At 69.3% G+C, this 18058-nt stretch carries 14 protein-coding genes and 1 riboswitch; of the genes, 6 read left to right on the plus strand and 8 right to left on the minus strand.

The window, feature by feature from the left end:
* Window positions 1–161: 161 nt before the first annotated feature.
* A complete protein-coding gene (locus ACRSBM_RS22525) occupies window positions 162–992 on the minus strand; it encodes a patatin-like phospholipase family protein (RefSeq protein ID WP_434445681.1) in 831 nt (276 codons plus the stop codon).
* 65 nt (window positions 993–1057) lie between these two features.
* Window positions 1058–1138: riboswitch (S-adenosyl-L-homocysteine riboswitch) on the plus strand.
* Between the two features lie 13 nt (window positions 1139–1151).
* On the opposite strand from ACRSBM_RS22525, the gene metH reads away from it, so the two are divergent.
* The 3 genes from metH (at window position 1152) to ACRSBM_RS22540 (ending at window position 7806) form a co-directional block, all read left to right on the plus strand.
* Complete coding sequence (metH, locus tag ACRSBM_RS22530) at window positions 1152–4724, plus strand: methionine synthase (RefSeq protein WP_434445683.1); 3573 nt, start codon at window positions 1152–1154, stop codon at window positions 4722–4724.
* Window positions 4725–4852: 128 nt separating this feature from the next.
* Window positions 4853–5887 carry a sugar ABC transporter substrate-binding protein gene (locus ACRSBM_RS22535; RefSeq protein WP_434445685.1) on the plus strand — a complete coding sequence of 345 codons (1035 nt, stop codon included), beginning with the start codon at window positions 4853–4855 and terminating at the stop codon, window positions 5885–5887.
* The gene (locus tag ACRSBM_RS22540) at window positions 5884–7806 is read left to right on the plus strand and encodes a putative bifunctional diguanylate cyclase/phosphodiesterase (RefSeq protein WP_434445687.1); all 1923 of its coding nucleotides are present in this window, start codon (window positions 5884–5886) and stop codon (window positions 7804–7806) included. Before ACRSBM_RS22535 ends, ACRSBM_RS22540 begins: the two co-directional genes overlap by 4 nt.
* 32 nt (window positions 7807–7838) lie before the next feature.
* Here ACRSBM_RS22540 and ACRSBM_RS22545 read toward each other — a convergent pair whose 3' ends face one another.
* A complete protein-coding gene (locus tag ACRSBM_RS22545; protein WP_434445689.1) occupies window positions 7839–8777 on the minus strand; it encodes a phosphotransferase in 939 nt (312 codons plus the stop codon).
* A gap of 54 nt (window positions 8778–8831) precedes the next feature.
* Between ACRSBM_RS22545 and ACRSBM_RS22550 the strand changes: the two genes are divergently transcribed.
* A complete protein-coding gene (locus ACRSBM_RS22550) occupies window positions 8832–9275 on the plus strand; it encodes an NUDIX domain-containing protein (RefSeq protein ID WP_434445691.1) in 444 nt (147 codons plus the stop codon).
* A 207-nt stretch (window positions 9276–9482) separates the two neighbouring features.
* On the opposite strand, the gene ACRSBM_RS22555 is transcribed toward ACRSBM_RS22550, so the two are convergent.
* Window positions 9483–9872, minus strand: coding sequence for a hypothetical protein (locus tag ACRSBM_RS22555; protein ID WP_434445693.1), 390 nt, complete (start codon window positions 9870–9872; stop codon window positions 9483–9485).
* A gap of 184 nt (window positions 9873–10056) precedes the next feature.
* Between ACRSBM_RS22555 and ACRSBM_RS22560 the strand changes: the two genes are divergently transcribed.
* Window positions 10057–11211 (plus strand): metallophosphoesterase, encoded by a 1155-nt coding sequence (locus tag ACRSBM_RS22560; RefSeq protein ID WP_434445695.1) that lies wholly within the window; start codon window positions 10057–10059, stop codon window positions 11209–11211.
* On the opposite strand, the gene ACRSBM_RS22565 is transcribed toward ACRSBM_RS22560, so the two are convergent.
* The 3 genes from ACRSBM_RS22565 to ACRSBM_RS22575 all read right to left on the minus strand — a co-directional run bounded on the left by ACRSBM_RS22565 (window position 11198) and on the right by ACRSBM_RS22575 (window position 13985).
* Window positions 11198–11815, minus strand: coding sequence for a histidine phosphatase family protein (locus ACRSBM_RS22565; protein ID WP_434445696.1), 618 nt, complete (start codon window positions 11813–11815; stop codon window positions 11198–11200). The genes ACRSBM_RS22560 and ACRSBM_RS22565 overlap by 14 nt on opposite strands.
* Complete coding sequence (locus ACRSBM_RS22570) at window positions 11809–12999, minus strand: RNA-guided endonuclease InsQ/TnpB family protein (RefSeq protein ID WP_434445698.1); 1191 nt, start codon at window positions 12997–12999, stop codon at window positions 11809–11811. The genes ACRSBM_RS22565 and ACRSBM_RS22570 overlap by 7 nt, the downstream gene beginning before the upstream one ends.
* Before the next feature lie 71 nt (window positions 13000–13070).
* Window positions 13071–13985: a hypothetical protein gene (locus tag ACRSBM_RS22575; RefSeq protein ID WP_434445700.1), complete on the minus strand. Its 915-nt coding sequence runs from the start codon at window positions 13983–13985 to the stop codon at window positions 13071–13073.
* A gap of 335 nt (window positions 13986–14320) precedes the next feature.
* Between ACRSBM_RS22575 and ACRSBM_RS22580 the strand changes: the two genes are divergently transcribed.
* Window positions 14321–15430, plus strand: coding sequence for a hypothetical protein (locus ACRSBM_RS22580; RefSeq protein WP_434445702.1), 1110 nt, complete (start codon window positions 14321–14323; stop codon window positions 15428–15430).
* Here ACRSBM_RS22580 and ACRSBM_RS22585 read toward each other — a convergent pair.
* The gene (locus ACRSBM_RS22585; RefSeq protein WP_434445704.1) at window positions 15408–16586 is read right to left on the minus strand and encodes a sugar efflux transporter; all 1179 of its coding nucleotides are present in this window, start codon (window positions 16584–16586) and stop codon (window positions 15408–15410) included. The genes ACRSBM_RS22580 and ACRSBM_RS22585 overlap by 23 nt on opposite strands.
* 64 nt (window positions 16587–16650) lie before the next feature.
* Complete coding sequence (locus ACRSBM_RS22590) at window positions 16651–18003, minus strand: gamma-glutamyltransferase (RefSeq protein WP_434445706.1); 1353 nt, start codon at window positions 18001–18003, stop codon at window positions 16651–16653.
* Window positions 18004–18058 lie beyond the last annotated feature (55 nt).

Below are 18058 nucleotides of genomic sequence, written 5' to 3' on the forward strand. Positions count from 1 at the left end.
GCGGTTCGGGACAGTAGGCGGGCAGGTCACCTCCGGACAAGAGGTAGCGACCAGTCATCGGATGAAAATTCCTGACGAGAACCAGTGCCCGCGCCGGGAATCGGGCACCCGCGGCGGCTCGCGGGAACAGGGTCGCGAAGCCGAAGTCCAGACGTGGGACCTCAGTTCCAGACCGCCCGGACGGCGTCGGCGATCGTGGCGGCCTGCGCCCGGCCGGCTTCGGCGGCGGGCTTGCGCCGGGCCGGATCCAGCAGGTTGGAGCCGATCGCCGCCAGGGCCGTCTCGTCCGGACTGACCACGATCGACGGCACACCGAGTTTCGCGGCCTGCGCCCCCGGAGTCGCCGCGGCACTGGCCGCTCGGGTCAACGGCGCCACGACCACGACGCGCTCGTACCCGGCCGCGAGGTCCACGTTGGCGACGGACCGCATGCCGCCGTCCATGTACCTGCTGCCGTTGATGCTGACCGGCGGCCAGACCAGCGGCACCGCACAGCTCGACGCCACCGCCTTCACCAGCGGCACCCCGCTGTCGCGGTCGAACGCCACGAACTTCCCGGTCACGGCGTCCACGGCGGTGACCTTCAGCGGACGGTCCGGCCAGTCCTTCGTGGACAGTCGATGCTCGAACACCTCGAGCCGCGACTCCTCGGACGGCGTGCGCGCCTTCAGCGCGGCACGGCCCAGCCTGGCGCGCTTCGCCGCCGGTTTGCCGGGCATCGCGTAGGAAAGCGCGTACCTGACCAGCATCCACGGGGTCAGCCGAGCCGGGATCTCCCCGTCGGGCGGCGCCAGCTGACCCGCGTAGAGGCGGTCCAGCGGTGCACCGCCCGCCAGTTCGGTGGCCACCACGGACCCCGCGGACGTCCCGACGAACAGGTCGGCACCCGTCAGGTCGATGCCCTGTTCAGCGAGGCCGTGCAGAATTCCCGTCTCCCAGGCGATTCCGGTGACACCACCGCCGCCCAGCACCAACGCGCGTTCTCCCGTCACACCGGCCATCCTAGGGAGTGAGACGACTTCCTGATGCGTGATCGAGGGTTGGTAACCTGAAGGGCGAAGCCGAGAAGCGCTGCAACGGGCCTCGCGCCTGCCACGCTCGGCTTCGTACCACCACGAAACAAGGGCGCTTCCGACTTTTCGGGAGCGCGCGTGGCCGGTCTGAAGTCCCTGTTGAACTCCCGCATCGCCGTGCTCGACGGCGCCTGGGGAACGATGTTCCAGCAGGCAGGGCTCTCGCCCGCCGACTACTACGGCACCGAGTTCGGCGACCACCACCTCGACGTGGCCGGTGACCCGGACCTGCTCAACCTCACGCGCCCGGACCTGGTGCTCGACGTGCACCGGCAGTACCTCGCGGCGGGCGCCGACATCACGACCACCAACACGTTCACCGCCACCTCGATCGGCCAGGCCGACTACGGGCTCGAGCACCGCGTGCGGGACATGAACCTCGCCGGTGCCCGGATCGCCCGCCAGGCGGCCGACGAGTTCGGCGGCCGGTTCGTCGCCGGGTCGGTCGGCCCGCTCAACGTCACCCTCAGCCTGTCGCCCAAGGTCGAGGACCCCGCCTACCGCGCCGTCACGTTCGAGCAGGTCAAGGCCTCCTACGCGGAGCAGATCGCGGCGCTGCGCGACGGTGGCGTCGACCTGCTGCTGATCGAGACGATCTTCGACACGCTCAACTGCAAGGCCGCCATCGCCGCGGCCCGCGAGGTCGCGCCCGACCTGCCGCTGTGGATCTCGGTCACGATCGTCGACCTGTCCGGCCGCACGCTGTCGGGGCAGACCGTCGAGGCGTTCTGGAACTCGATCGAGCACGCGAAGCCGCTGGTCGTCGGCGTGAACTGCTCGCTGGGCGCCGAGGAGATGCGCCCGCACGTCACCGACCTGGCGCGCCTGGCGGACACCTACGTCGCCTGCCACCCGAACGCGGGCCTGCCCAACGCGTTCGGCGGCTACGACGAGACCCCGGACGAGACCGCCGCGCTGTTGAAGGACTTCGCGGGCAACGGCATCGTCAACGTCGTCGGCGGCTGCTGCGGCACCTCCCCCGCGCACATCAAGGCGATCGCCGACGCCGTTCGCGAGACGGCCCCGCGCACGGTCGTGGCCCCCCGCGGCTCCACCCGGTTCAGCGGCCTGGAGACGTTCGAGATCGGGCCGGACACCGGGTTCGTGATGATCGGTGAGCGCACCAACGTCACCGGCTCGGCGAAGTTCCGCAGGCTGATCGAGGCCGACGACCACCAGGCGGCGCTGGCCGTGGCGCTGGACCAGGTGCGCGGCGGCGCGAACCTGCTGGACGTCAACATGGACGCCGACCTGCTCGACGGCGAGCAGGCGATGACGACGTTCCTGAACCTGATCGCGACCGAGCCGGAGATCGCCCGCATCCCGGTGATGATCGACAGCTCCCGGTGGAGCGTGCTGCAGGCCGGTCTGCGCTGCGTGCAGGGCAAGGGCGTGGTCAACTCGATCAGCCTCAAGGAGGGCGAGGCCCCGTTCCTGGAGCAGGCGCGCACGATCCGCGACTACGGCGCCGGTGTCGTCGTGATGGCGTTCGACGAGCAGGGCCAGGCCGACACGGCCGAGCGCAAGGTCGAGATCTGCGCCCGCGCGTACGACCTGCTCACGCAGGAGGTCGGGTTCCCGGCCGAGGACATCATCTTCGACCCGAACGTGCTCGCGGTCGCGACCGGCATCGAGGAGCACAACGGCTACGCCAAGGCGTTCATCGACGCGCTGCCGCTGATCAAGCAGCGGTGTCCGGGCGCCCGCACGAGCGGTGGCATCTCGAACCTGTCGTTCTCGTTCCGCGGCAACGACGTCGTCCGCGAGGCGATGCACTCCGCGTTCCTGTTCCACGCCGTGAAGGCCGGCCTGGACATGGGCATCGTCAACGCGGGCCAGCTCGTGGTCTACCAGGACATCCCCGCCGACCTGCTGGAACTGGTCGAGGACGTCATCTTCGACCGCCGCGACGACGCGACGGACCGCCTCGTCTCGCACGCCGACACCGTCAAGGGCCCCGGCAAGAAGCGCGTCGTGGACCTGTCGTGGCGGGAGGCCCCGGTCGCCAAGCGGCTGGAGCACGCGATCCTGCACGGCGTCGTCGACTTCATCGAGGAGGACACCGAGGAGGCCCGTCAGGCCCTCCCCCGTCCGCTGGACGTCATCGAGGGCCCGCTGATGGACGGCATGAAGGTCGTCGGCGACCTGTTCGGCGCGGGCAAGATGTTCCTGCCCCAGGTGGTGAAGAGCGCCCGCGTGATGAAGCGCGCGGTCGCGTACCTGGAGCCGTTCATGGACGCGGAGCCGAAGTCGACAGCCGGCGGCAACGGCAAGGTCGTGCTCGCCACGGTCAAGGGCGACGTCCACGACATCGGCAAGAACATCGTCGGCGTCGTGCTGGGCTGCAACAACTACGAGGTGATCGACCTCGGCGTGATGGTGCCCGCCGCCAAGATCCTCGACACCGCGATCCGCGAGCACGCCGACGTCATCGGCCTGTCCGGGCTGATCACGCCGTCGCTGGACGAGATGGTCTCGGTCGCCGAGGAGATGCAGCGGCGCGGCATGAAGCTGCCGTTGCTGATCGGCGGCGCCACCACGTCCCGCCAGCACACCGCCGTGAAGATCGCCCCGGTCTACGACGAGCCGACCGTCCACGTCCTCGACGCGTCCCGGGTCGTCGGCGTCGTCTCCGACCTGCTGGACGACCGCCGCAGCCACGAGCTGAACATCTCCAACCGCGCCGAGCAGGCCCGGTTGCGCGAGCAGCACGCGAACCGGAAGTCGGTGCCGTTGCTCAAGCTCGACGCGGCGCGCGCGAATCGGGAAGAGGTCGATTTCTCCGAATTGCCGACCCCGGCATTCACCGGTACTCGCGTGCTCACGCCGACGCTGGCCGAACTGCGCGAGTTCATCGACTGGACGTTCCTGTTCCTCGCCTGGGAGCTCAAAGGCAAGTTCCCCGCGATCCTCGACCAGCCGGTGGCCCGCGAACTCTACGAGGACGCGACCACGTTGCTGGACGAAATCGTCGCCGGGGAATTGTTCGAGGCAAAGGGCGTGTACGGCTACTGGCCCGCGCATTCCGAGGGCGACGACATCCTGCTCGACAACGGTGTGCGGATCCCGATGCTGCGTCAGCAGACGCAGAAGCCGCTCTCGCGCCCGAATCGCTGTCTCTCCGACTACGTGGCACCCGAGGGCGACCACATCGGCGGATTCGCGGTGACGATCCTGGGCGCCGGGAAGCTGGCCGCGAAGTACGAGGCGCAGAACGACGACTACCGCGCCATCATGGTGAAAGCGCTGGCGGACAGGCTCGCCGAGGCGTTCGCGGAATGGATTCACCTGCGGGCCCGCCGCGACTGGTTCGAGCCGGACGCCGAGCCCGTGCTCACCGACCTGCACGCCGAGAAGTTCCGTGGCATCCGGCCCGCGCTGGGCTACCCGGCCTGCCCGGACCACACGGTGAAGCGCGAACTGTTCGACCTGCTCGGCGCCGGGGAAATCGGCATCGGGCTGACGGAGTCGTTCGCGATGACGCCGGCGGCGAGTGTGAGCGGCCTGATCTTCCAGCACCCGGACGCGAAGTACTTCACGGTCGGGCGGCTGGGCCGCGACCAGGTCGAGGACTACGCGTCGCGGTACGGAAAGCCGCTGGCCGAAGTCGAGCAGTGGCTGCGCCCGAACCTGGGGTACGAACCGTCCTGACGCTTCCGCAATGTGAAAGCGCTTCCAGAAAGAGGAGGCGTTATCCCGATTTGGCACCAAGCGATGTAGCATCGGCCGCTCTGGAGATCGATCAATCACCGTCTTCTCGAGCGAGCCCGAGGTCATCGATGCGAGCTGCGGCACTGGCGCTGGGACTGGTGCTGGTGGCGGGCTGCGGTGGCGCTGCCGAGTCCGAGGCGCTGCCGCACGTCGGTTTCGTGGTCAAGCGCACGGGTGGTTCGTTCGCACAGGAGATGACCAGCGGTTTTCACGAGGGTGTCGGCCGCATCGGCGGAGTCAGCGCGACCGTGACCGGACCGTCGGGTCAGGACGGGCACAAGGAAGCCTCGTTGTTCCGGGATTTGACGATGGCGGCGAAAGGCGGAATCGCGATCGCCACGTCCGAACCGGCGCTGATGGCGCCAGCCATCGGTGAGGCGTTGTCGAAGCGTGTCGCTGTTGTCGGCGTGGACATACGGCTCACCGCGAGTTCCGGGGTGAAACTGCACATCGGTAACGACAACTACGAGCTCGGCGAAAAGCTGGCTGACGAGTTGATCCGCCGGTTACCTCCGGCCGCGACTGGAACAGTGGTGCTGGGAAACACGGCACCCGGACTCGCCGGGTTCGACGACCGGGCAGACGGAATCCGGGGCCGATTCGCCGAAAAGCTACCGGGGGTAGTGGTGCTGGGGCCGTTCGACACACAACGTGACGATGAAGCGAATCGTGACGCGTGGCGGCGGCTCGCGGCGGCGAACCCGGACGCGCTCGCGTTCGTTGGTACGGGCGACTGCGACGGCGCGAACCTCGCCGCGCTGAAGACCGAGAAGTCGGCGAGGTGGCTGGTGGGCGGGTTCGGGGTCGACCCGAGAACGTTGCAGGCGGTGCGGGACGGCGCGCTGGTCGCGACGGTCTCGCCCGAGCACTACCTCAAGGGCGCCGTGGCGGGCTGGCTGCTCGCCCGGCACGCGACAGGCAGGGCGGCACTGCCGGAAGGCTGGATCGAGACGCCGGGGCTGACGGTGACCACCGCGAACCTGGACCAGATCCTGCACCGGCAGGAGTCGGAGAAGGCGCGCAGGGACTTCTTCCAGCCTCAGATCGACAGCTTCGTCGAGGATCCGGCGAGCTGGGTGCGACCGTTGGAGCAGGCACGGTGAGCTTTGGGGAGGGCCGCGCCACCGCACGGGTGGCGACGGCGGGGCTGACGGTCGGGCTGCTGGTCCTCGCGGGACTGGCGCTGTGGAGCAGTGTCAGCGCGCGGGCCACGACCGCGCACGTGCGGCAGCTCAACGAGACCAGCGAGCGGTGGGCCCGCGTGCTGGAGCACGTCAACGTCGCCGACAACGCGCTGCGCGACCTGCAGGTCAAGCGGACCGAGCAGACCGTCGAGCCGCTGGAGAACTCCGCCGGCTCCGCGCGCGCCGAGCTCGAGTGGTTGCGTACCAGCGGCATGCCGTCCGACGCCGCGGTGGCCTCGCGGCTGCTGCCCTTCTACGACCAGACCACGGAGATCCTGCGCCGGGTCGCCGCCGGTGCCGACGCGGTGCAGGCCGACCAGGCGTCGCTGGCGCACTCCTCGCTGCGGCGCCAGATCTCCGCGCAGATCGGGGCGCAACGCCTCGACACCACCGAATACCTGCGCGCGGCCGACGAGAAGAACGCGCAGCTGCGGATCGCCCAGATCATGGCCTTCGTGGTGGACGCGTTCCTCGTGGGACTGTTCGGCATGGTGCTGCTCGGCTACCGCCGCAAGATCCTGCGCCAGGCCGCCAAGAACGAGCACGAGGCCCACCACGACGCCCTGACGGGTCTGGCGAACCGGACGCTGCTCGCGCGCCGGATGGAACAGGCCGTCGACAAGGCGCGCAAGAAGGACGAGCCACTGGCGTTGCTGATCGTGGACCTCGACAGGTTCAAGGAGGTCAACGACTCCCTCGGGCACCACACCGGCGACCTGCTGCTGCGCCAGGTGGCGAACCGCCTGTCGTGGGCCGTGCGCGACACGGACCTGGTGGCGCGCCTGGGCGGTGACGAGTTCGCCGTGCTGCTGCCCGGCGTCGGCTCGGCGGAGAACGCCGGCATGGTCGCCGAGAAGATCCTCACCGCGCTGGCCATGCCGGTGACGCTGGAGGGCCTGGAGCTGGAGATAGCGGGCAGCGTCGGCGTGGCGCTGTGCCCGTCGGACTCGGGCGACGGCCACGAACTGCTGCGGCACGCGGACATCGCGATGTACGCGGCCAAGCGCGAGAAGTCCGGCGTGGCCGTCTACGACGCACGCCTGCACGAACGCGGCGCCGCGCACCTGACCGCCGTGACGGAGCTGCGGCACGCGATCGACCGGGGCGAGCTGTTCCTGCAGTACCAGCCCAAGGCCCTGGCCGACACGGGCGCGGTGTGCGGCGTCGAGGCACTGGCCCGCTGGCAGCACCCGACGCGCGGGCTCGTCCGTCCCGACGAGTTCATCCCGATCGCCGAGGAGAACGGCCTCATCGAGCCGCTGACCCGCTACGTGATCGACGCGGCGCTGCGCCAGTGCCGCGTGTGGCAGGACGCGGGCTGGGAGGTCCCGGTGTCGGTGAACGTGGGCGCGGCGTGCCTGCACCACACCGAGTTCCCCGGTGACGTGGCCGACCTGATCAAGCGGCACGGGCTGCCCGCCCGGCTGCTGACGCTGGAGATCACCGAGTCCGCGATCATCTCGGACCCGGACCGGGCGGTGGAGGTGTTGCGCGGCCTGACCGAACTGGGCGTGCGACTGTCCATCGACGACTTCGGCACCGGCTACTCGTCGATCTCGTACCTGCGCAGCATGCGGGTGCACGAGATGAAGCTCGACCGGTCGTTCGTCACGCACATGTGCACCGACGCCGGCGACAGCGCGATCGTGCACGCCCTCGTCGCACTGGCCCGCAACTTCGGGCTGCAGGCCGTGGCGGAGGGCGTGGAGGACCAGGACACCTGGACCGCGCTGGCCGAGGCCGGGTGCGACGTGGTGCAGGGCTACTTCCTCAGCGAGCCGTTGCCCGCCGAGGAAGTCGTGTCCTGGCTGGGAGATCGGGCGGCCGCTCACGCGTAGCGCGGCGGTGAAAGACGCGGCGAAGATTGTGGTCACCGCGCGTACACGTCGGTGTCCCGCCACTGGTTGATGAACGGCTGCATGAACTCGACCATGGCGGGCAGCTGGTCCGCGCACGACAGGTAGGCGATGACCCGGATCGCGCCGACGGCGTTGACGAACCGGAGCACCTCCCGGTCGAGCTCACGCAGGCCGTTCTTGCGCGCGCCGCGGTCGTAGGCGGCTTCGAGCTCCGGGCCGAGTCCGGCGAGGTCCCACTCGACCGGCCCGTACGTGATCAGCTCGAAGTCGGAGAACAGCGGGCCGGTCGTGCTCGCGAAGATGTTCGCGGGCGGTGAGTCGCCGTGGATCGGCTGCAGGTCGACGCCGGGGAACCTCCCGCGGAACTCGTCGGCGTCGCTGACGAGCGGCTCCAGGACCTCCCACTCGGCCTGCGCGCGCTGCAGATCGGCCGGGGCGACGATGTCCTGGCCTTCGAGCCGCTGGAGTCCTTCCCGGACGAACCGCGGTTCCGCCGACGACAGGAACTCCAGCTCGCCTGGGTAGTCCTTCAGCGCCTTGTGCAGGTCGGCGGTGAGCTCGGAGTTCTTGACGTAGTCGGGTTCGGAGCTCTTGTCCTCGTCGGCGAACGGCCAGAACGTGATCGAGAAACCGTCCTTCTGGACCGGTTCGCGCGGCACCAGCGGGCTCGGCGGGATCACCGGCGTGCCCTGGTCGTGCAGCCACTGCGCGACGTCCAGCTCCTGCTGCTGGCGTTTCGCGAGGCTGTCGAGGGTCGTGGTGTGCGGCAGGACGGTCGGGATGCGGGCCACCACCGGGGCCGGTGCGAGGTGCACCACGACGGAGAACAGCTCGTAGAGCACCTTGCCCTCGGTGATCTCCAGGCCGAGCTCGCGACCAGCGGCGACGGCGGCCCGGGTGGCCGCGGCGGTGCGGTTGGCGATGTCTTCGGGGGTCGCGAAGGCTGTCATGGCACGATCGTGTCACGACCCTGTGGCCCATCGCAGATCATTTACGGTGGGCCGATGGCCGACCGCCACCTGATCGACGTCCACGTGCTGCTCGTCCGCGACGGCGAGGTGTTGCTCAGCCGGCGCCGCGACCCCGATCCCCGGTTCGACGATCGGTGGCACCTGCCGTCGGGCAAGCTCGACGCGGGCGAGTCCGTTCTGGACGCCGCCGCGCGCGAGGCCGAGGAGGAGATCGGGGTCGTGATCGACCAGGGCGACCTGCGGCACGTACACACGTTGCACGCCAACGGATCTGGTGTGGAGCCGCGCCTCGGGCTGTTCTTCGAGGTCCGGCGCTGGAGCGGCGAACCGGTCAACCGCGAGCCCGAGAAGTGTTCAGCCGTGCGGTGGTTCAGCCTCGACACCCTCCCCCACGAGCTGATCGCCTACCCGGCCGCCGGGATCACGGCCTACCTGGCCGGCGACTCGTTCGGCCTGCTCGGGTGGGACCCGCGGTAGGCGGTCGACTTGATCGGACGCCTGGGCGGCGGTGCGCGACGCCCAGGCGCGCTTCCGCCGCTCGCCCCACCGGGCGGTTCGGCGTTCCTCTTGAGACGCAGCCGGGATCGACCATGCAGGCCGCGACCTCGGGCCGCACGTCCACGCGCAAGGGCGGGAGGTCGGTCCCGCCGAAACACCCGCGCGTCTTGTCCGGTCGAGCGCTCGCTACAGGCCGAGTGCGCCCTCGATGCGGGCCACCATCGCGTCCTCGGCGTCCACGACCACACCGTCGGCCTCGGCGACCTCACGGCAGATGGCGAGCACACCGCGCGGGAAGGCGGCGGCGTCCTCCGGCGACTTGGCCGCGAGGGTCTTCATCGAGGAGCGCAGGGCCTCCAGGACGACCGGCTCGATCTCCTCGTCGGTGCCGGGGGGCACGGACGGGCGGGCGCCGCCGAGGACGCCGCGCAGGTCGGGCGACAGGTTCGCGAGGGCACGCAGACCGGCGAACCGCTCCTCCAGCACGGGGCCGGGGTCGGCGTGGGAAACCAGCAGCATGGCGCCGTAGACGGCGGTGCGCAGCGTGCGGCTTTCCTCGTCGGTGTAGAAGATCATGTGGCCTACTCCAGGTCGTCGGGTCAGGCGGTTGCTTCCCGTGTTGATATCAGGACTCCGGAGCAGCCCGACGGTTGCCTCCCGAACTGCGAAAACGCCTGTGACGGACATCTACGCGCGCGCACGCGAACAAATGGCGGCCTTCGAGCGTTGAGATGGTTTCAGACCTCAGGAGGATGTGCGCATGACGACCACCGCTACCCGGCCCCGCATCACGGTTCGGCGGGTGGTGTTCACGCTCGTCCTCTTCACCGTGACGACGCTGCTGTTCTGGGTACCGTTCGAGGGCCTTTTCGCGGCCAGTGCGGAGTGGCCGGACCCGGTCCGCCCGGTCGCCGCGGTGGTGTTCGCCGGTACCGCGATCGCGATGATCGTGCTGTTCACGCAACGCGGCAGCGACCGCGCGGCGCGGTTGTCACACTTCCTGCTCGGCTTCGTGTGGATCGCGTTCGTGTGGACGTTGATCTCGGACGTCGTGAGGCTCGCCCTTGCGCTGGGCGGCGTCGAGAACCCGTTCCGCGCCCGGTTCATCGCCGGCCTGCTCGCGGTCCTCATCGTCACCGTGACGGTCTACGGCGTGTACGAAGCCATGCGCGTGCCGCGGATCAAGCGGCAGGACGTGACGATCCCCCGGCTCGACCCGGCGTTCGACGGCCTGACGGTCGCGGTCATCACCGACACCCACTACGGCGCGATCAACCGCGCGAAGTGGTCGCGCGGGATGGTCGACGCGGTGAACGGGCTCAACGCCGACGTCGCCGTGCACGTCGGTGACATCGCGGACGGCACCGCCGAGCAGCGCCTGGAGCAGGCCACCCCGCTCGGCGACGTGAACGCGAAGCACCGCTTCTACATCACCGGCAACCACGAGTACTACTCGAACGCGCAGGGCTGGGTCGACCTGATGACCCGCCTGGGCTGGAAGGCGCTGCGCAACGAGCACGCGACGCTCGAACGCGGTGCCGCCCGCCTGGTGTTCGCGGGCGTGGACGACGTCACGGCCGACCACTCCGGCGAGCCCGGCCACGCCGCCGACCTCGCCCTCGCGCTGCGCGGCGCCGACTCCACCGCGCCGGTCGTGCTGCTCGCGCACCAGCCGTCGGAGATCCGCAAGGCCGTCGAGGCCGGCGTGGACCTGCAGTTGTCCGGCCACACGCACGGCGGGCAGATCTGGCCGTTCCACTACCTGGTGCGCCTGCAGCAGCCGGTGGTCGCCGGCCTGAGCAGGCACAGCGACCGGACGCAGCTCTACACCAGCCGTGGCGCGGGGTTCTGGGGCCCGCCGATGCGCGTGTTCGCACCCAGTGAGATCACGCTGCTCACCCTCAGGGCCGGCTGACGTTCGCCCCGGACAGGTGACCGCTGTCGTTGAACCTGATCAGCCGGGGTGACTTGCCGGTCGTGTAGCGGATGACCGTGAGTGCCGCGTTGTCGTGGTTCAGCGTCAGCCACCGTTCGGGCGGGGCGTCGAGCGCGTCCCGCACCAGCCAGCTGATCAGGAACGAGTGCGTCACGACCAGCACCGGGCCGTCGCCGGGACGAGCGAACCGCGTCTCGGCCTCGTGCGCCAGCGCGGGCCCCCGCGTGCGTTCCGACTCGGGGAACTGGTCGAAGAACTCGTCGTGGCCGGGGACGAAGTGCGGCACGTAGTCGTCCGCCGCCGCTTCGACGCGGCAGGGCACGCGCAGCACCTCGGCGATGATCGTCGCGGTCTCGGTGGCACGGGGCGCGGGGCCGTGGTGCACGGCCGCGAAACCCTTGTCGCGCAGTCGTTCCGCGAGCGCCTCGGCCTGCTTTCGACCGCGCGCGGTCAGCCGTGACTCGTCTTTCGTCGCCTCGCCGTGCCGGACCAGGTACAAATCTCTCTTGACATCCTTCCCAGCATCAGCGCCGGAAATTCCCTTGCGGCCATGCCGCAGCTGGGTTGGTTCCTGCTTCAACACCGACTGCCTCCATAGGGGTAAGGACTGACACCGGCTCCACAGGCGTTTAGCCTCTCTGCCTGCCCGGCAGCGAGGATGTTGCATGCGGCGTTGTGGTCCCGATCGTGCACCGTGAGACACGTGGGACACACCCAGTCGCGGATCTTCAACGGCATGGTTTCCATAACGTGCCCGCACTTCGAACAGGTCTTCGAACTAGGCAACCACCGTGACACCCTGTGCACGACGCGGCCATGCCGTTCGGCCTTTTCCTGGATCAGCCGTATGAACTGTGCCCATCCGGCGTCGTGGATCGCCCGTGCCAACCCACGGTTTCGCAACATGCCCGCAATGTTCAGGTTCTCCACATAGACCGCTTGGTTCTCGCGGACCAGAGTGAGGGCCTGCTTGTGGTGATGGTCCCGACGCGCACGAGACACCTTGCCGTGCAGGATCGCGACCTTGCGACGCGACTTCGCCCGATTCGCGCCGCCCTTGGCTCGCCGGGCTTTCTCCTTCTCCAGACGGGCTAGCTTGCGTCGCCTGCGGTCCAGGTGCTTCGGGTTCGGCACATCCATGCATCGACCGGTCGTATCGACGATCGTCGCCAGCCGAACCAGTCCCAGATCGATCCCCGCTTCCCTCTCGACCGGTGGGAACAGCAGCGGTTCGACCTCCACCACGAACGAGGCGTAGTAGTGACCATCCGGTTCCAGAATGACCGTGACCGAACTGGGCTCGGACGGCAGGTCGCGAGACCAGCGGACTTTGACGTCGCCGATCTTGGCCAAGTACAGACGCCCTGTCTGGCGCAGCGCGAAGCCGTTGCGGGTGAGCCGAAACGCCTGCCGGTTGTCCTTGCGGGACTTGAACTTCGGACGACCGACCTTGCGGCCTCGCCGCGTGCCTTTCACCGAATCGAAGAAGTTCCGATAGGCACGGTGTGCGTCCTGCACCGACTGCACCAGCGCGACCGATGCAACCTCGGACAACCAAGCGCGCTGTTCGGAGGTTTTGGCCTGAGTGATCACTTTGCGCTGCACTTCCGTCGAGGAAAGCTTCTCTCCTGCCCGAAACGCCTCATCCCGACATCGGATCGCGTCGTTGAACACGACGCGCGCGCAGCCGAACGTGCGTGCCAGACACTGCCGTTGAACCTCATTCGGTTCGATTCGGTAGCGGTAGCGAGCCAGCACGGCGATCACCGTAGCGTGTTCCCACAGCAGTTGAACCGCGCCCTGAAAGACGAAGGCTCAGGCAGCAGTTTGCATTCTCGTCACGCCGTGCAGTCTGCCTTGATGGCACTCGCGGCGTGATGGGCGTAGGTGGGTCCGGAGCCGTTCCAGTCCTGACCTCGGGTGAGCAGCTGCACGGTGAGGTTTCCGCTGGCCCTGAACTTCCCGGCGCTGACCCACTGGCCGCGCTTGTCGACCTGCTTGATCGCGAACGACGCCATCGGGGCGCCGCCGACGCCGTTGCGGTCGTAGACGGAGTACACGGTCGGGTTACCCCCGACCTCTTCCAGGTTGCCGTTCGGGATGTGCACGGAGACGTCGCACGTGCCGGACGCCGCGAACGTCCACACCGCGTAGGCGGAGGTGTCGTCCCGGCGGGGGTCGCCGGACATCGGGATCGACACGAACGTGGAGCCGCACCGGCCGTCGCCGTGGTCGACCCAGCCCTTGCGGCCGTCGCGGTACGAGCCGACGCTGGTGTAACCGCCGCAACCCGGGCCCGTGGTGAAGGACTTGGTGCCACCGGGAGCCCTGTTCACCGGGGGTTGCGCGACGGCCTGCGTGGTCGTCGGCACGAGTCCGAGCGCGGACGACGCGAGCGTCGGGTTCATGCTGTTCGACGGCGCCGGTGAGGACTCCTCCGGCAGTTCCTCCGGCGGGGTGATCAGACCGGGGACGTAGCTGTGCGAGGGCTGCGCGGTGTCCGTGCCGCCGCCGTCAGGGCCGCCGCCGAACGTCAGGATCGCGACTCCCGCGAGGACCAGGAGCGCGACCGCGGCGGCGATGGCGGCGATGCGCGGCTTGAACGGGTGGCCCGGCGGCTTCTCCTGCGGCACCGGCGGGTCACCGGCGGCGGCCCAGCGTGCGCGGCCCCTGGCGCGGGCGGCCTCCATCAACGCGGGATCGGGCGCCAGGTGGCGCTCGGTCGGTGGTTCGTCGGGGAACTGGGTCGGCACGGAGCGCAGTGTGCCAGGACCGCACGGTCACTCGAACGTGTGGTTCTTTCACAATCGTGTCGTTTGAGCTGAATGCACAACGGATGGTGATGGTCGGCAGCCCATTCGTTTACGGACCGTCACACCGAGCGGGTCGGAGGACGCCTCATAACTGACTCCCGAGTCAGACCAGGCACCGTCCCACACCTGCGGACACCGGCCGTGAGAGCGCGCCCAACCGGATCTTGCTCAGGTCCGCGGGGTCACAGTCGGGAAACACCTGCGGCACGCCTTGGTCTCGCGGGCGGTTCACCAGGTGCTTTGCCCACCGCGACACGGGGTTTAGGGTGCCCGGCATGTCAGGTAGACAGGTAGTCGTGCTGCTCGCCGCCCTCGTGGCCGGCTGCGGCACGACGATCCAGGGCTCTCCCGTCGCAGCCCCGTCCTTACCCACGGCGTCACCGTCGCAGACCGTCAGCGTGGTGACGCCGACGCCGAGCAGCAGCGCCGCACCACCGACATCCGCCGCTCCCCCGCCGCCGCCTCCCGCACCGGTCGCGAAGTTCGGCAACCCGAACGGCACCGCCGCCGTGCCACCGGAAGCCGCCGCCGAGGACACCTCCAGGCCCACCCGCGTGATCGGCACCGGCACGCCCGCGAGCTGCACGTCGCAGGCCGTTCTGGACGCGGTCGCCGCCGGCGGGGTCATCACCTTCAGCTGCGGGCCGAACCCGCACACCATCCCGATGGCCGCGACCGCGCGGGTCCGCGCGAGGGTCGTCCTCGACGGCGGCGGCCGGATCACGTTGAGCGGCCAGGGACAGCGCCGGCTGCTCGACCAGAACGGGCCGAGGCTCGTGGTCCAGAACATCACCCTCGCCGACGGCAACTCGACCGGTGACACGGCCGACGGCGGAGGAGGCGGCGCGCTGATCGTGCGCGGCGGCCGGCTCAAGGTCGTGAACTCCCGCTTCGCGAACAACAGGTGTGACGCCAACGGCCCCGACCTCGGCGGTGCCGCGATCCGCGTGACCGACTGGGCCGACAACGTGCCGGTCCACATCACCGGCAGCACCTTCGAGGGCGGCGTGTGCTCCAACGGCGGTGCGTTGAGCAGCATCGGCACGTCGTGGGTGGTGCTCAACAGCCTGATGAAGGGCAACAAGGCCATCGGCCGTGGCGCCAACCCCGCGCGCGATGGCACGCCGGGTGGCGGCAGCGGTGGCGCGATCTACAACGACGGCAACACGTTCACGCTGCGGATCGCCGGGTCGCTGATCGAGGACAACCAGGCCAACGAGGGCGGCGGCGCGGTGTTCTTCGTCAGCAACGACAGGTCGGGCTCGATGTCGGTGGAGGGCTCCACGTTGCGCCGCAACCCGAGCCTCGGCTTCGAGACCGTCAAGGGGATCTTCTACCTCGGTACGGGCGAGCGGCCGAAGGTCACCGCCTCGACGATCCAGTGAGCCTGCCCGCGACCAGCAACAGCGCGAGACCGCACACGCACATCGCGAAGCTGAAGCCGTAGACCCAGCGGAAGCCCAGCCCCTGGGAGACGCCGAGCAACGCGCCCGCGACCATGCCGCCGACGATCTGGGTGTTGCTGAACATCGTCGTGGCGTGGCCGGGGCGGCCGGGGTCGAGGCTCTGGAAGTAGGTGATGCCGACGCCCATGATCAACGAGATGACGGTGGCGTGCAGCAACTGCGCGGCCATGACCTGCCACATCGAGTCGGCGAACACCATCAGGCCGTGGTAGCTCAACGAGATCACCGCGCCGATGAGCACGAGCCTGTGCTGCGACGTCCGGTTCGCCAGCGACCCGAACCACAGGATCATCGGGATCTCCAGCGCCGCGCACAGACCCATCGCGAGCCCGGCGTCGGCGGTGGTGCCGTTGAGCTCGGTCGTGACGAACAACGGCAGGCCGCTCACCGCGAGCGAGACGGCTCCCTGCAGGAACAGGAACGCGGCGGAGACGACCGACATGTTGCCGCGCGCCGGTCCCGCCACCTCCTCGGCCTTTTCCTGCCGCGGAACCGCTGCGGGAATCGGCAGCAGCAGCGCCAGCACCGCGACACCGAGCTGGAGCAGGGCGGTGGCGGCGAAGAGCCCGATCCACCCGGTTTTCGCGACGAGCAGCGCGGCCAGCGGCGGTCCGGCGACCCACGCGACCGAGAGCAGCGTCCGCAGCACGCTGACGACCATCGACGGTCCTTGTGAGACCTGGCGGCCGTACGCGAAGAGCTGCGGCAGCAACGACGACGTGATCGCGATGAAGACCACGGACGTGCCGAGCAGGAACCAGTAGTCACGCAGCACGGCGAACAGGCCGTAGCCGATCGCACCGGCGACACCACCCGCGGCGAGCATGTACCGGCGCTGCACCCGGCCGTCGGACAGCCTGCCCATGACCGTGCTCGCGACGACCGACGCGAGCGGGCTCACGATCAGGAAGAAGCCGAGCTGGAACGGCGTGACCCCGACTTCGCTCGTGAGGAACAACGAGCCGAACGGCAGCGCGAGCGCCATCGACACGCCGGACACGACGCTGATGACCGAGAGTTGGAGGAAAGTACGGGACAGGAGCGGCGAGGATCTTCTCTCGCTGAGTGCCGTCACGCGTTCATCGTGCGCGGTGACAGGTGAATCAGGAAACTAGATATCCCATTATGCGGGCAAAATCTCACACGACGACGACCGCACCGTCGCGACGGTGATCTGCACCACCTCTGAGCAGGCCCGATCCGGTCATTTCGACCACCTGGCAACCGCCGAAGAACATGCTCGGAGCGCTGAAGCGGGTGACCGGCAATTCACTTTCCGGTCGAATTCCCGGTTCGACGTGGAGATGGTCGCCGCTCAGGTGCATCCGGGGTGCGTCGACGGCGTCCTGGGCGGGCATGCCGCGGTCGAGGACGTTCGCGAGCACCTGCAGGATCGCGCCGCAGATCCGGCTGGACCCCGCGCTGCCGAGCACGAGTTCGGCGGCGCCGTGGTGGGTGACGACCGTGGGCGCCATCATCGACGGCAGCCGGTCGCCGGGCGCGTGGCTGAAGAACCCGTCGGGCGACAGGTCCTCCTCCCCCATCATGTTGTTCAGGTGCACGCCCGCGATGGAGATCCCGGAGCCCGCGCCGTTCGTGGTCGTGACCGAGCAGGCCGTGCCGTCGGCGTCGAGCACCGAGATGTGCGTGGTGGAGCCGAGGCGGTTCAGGTGCGTCTTCGGCGTGGCGAGCGCGCGGATGAGGTCCTGCTGCGAGGGGTTGTCCGGCAACGCTTCCAGCATCTGCGTGAGCAACGCACCGCCCGCAGCGGGCGGTGGGTTCGTATGGATGTCACGGCCGCGGTGCCGCACGTGCAACGGCTCGCGCTCGGCGACCTCGTAGGCCGCGAGGTCCGCTCGGGTGAGGTCGCCGCCCCGGCCGGTGATCCAGTCGGCGATCGCGGCCGCGATGTCCCCGTTGTAGAACGGCTCGGCGCCGTCACCGCCGAGCCGGTCGAGGGCTTCGGCGAGCTCGGGCTGCACGAGGAGCTCGCCTTCCTCGAAGGCGTTGAGGCCCGCGCTGTGGGCGAGCGGCAGCAGCAGTGACGTCACGTAGGCCTGGTACCGGTTGACCCGGTGGCCTTCGCGGGCGTGCTTCGCCGCCGTGGCCACGAGTTCGTGCAACGGCGCCCGGCCGTAGGTGGCGGCCTTCGCGGCACCGGCGGGCATGCCGTAGGCGGCGACCGACGACGGTCCCACGTGGAACTCCTGCTGCGCGTCACCGAAGTGGACGGTGATCGGGTCGAGCGGAGCCCTGTCCCCGGTCCTCCCCCGTCCCGGCGCCTCGGCCGAGAAGTCCAGCAGCACAGGGGTTTCACCGGCCGGCGCGATCATCATGTACCCGGCGGCGCCGAGCCCGGTCAGCAACGGCTCGGTGACGCACGACGTCAGCATCGCCGCGACGGCCGCGTCCACGGCGTTACCACCAGCGCGCAGCATCGCCGCGCCGGCCTGTGCGGTGAGCGGGTGGCCCGCCGCGATCGCGCCTCGCACCGTCGACCTCCTTCAGGAGAAGGCGGTCAACGGTAGACCTGCTGACGATCGGCCT

It is taken from the genome of Lentzea xerophila (assembly GCF_051094245.1).
Classification (GTDB): domain Bacteria; phylum Actinomycetota; class Actinomycetes; order Mycobacteriales; family Pseudonocardiaceae; genus Lentzea; species Lentzea xerophila.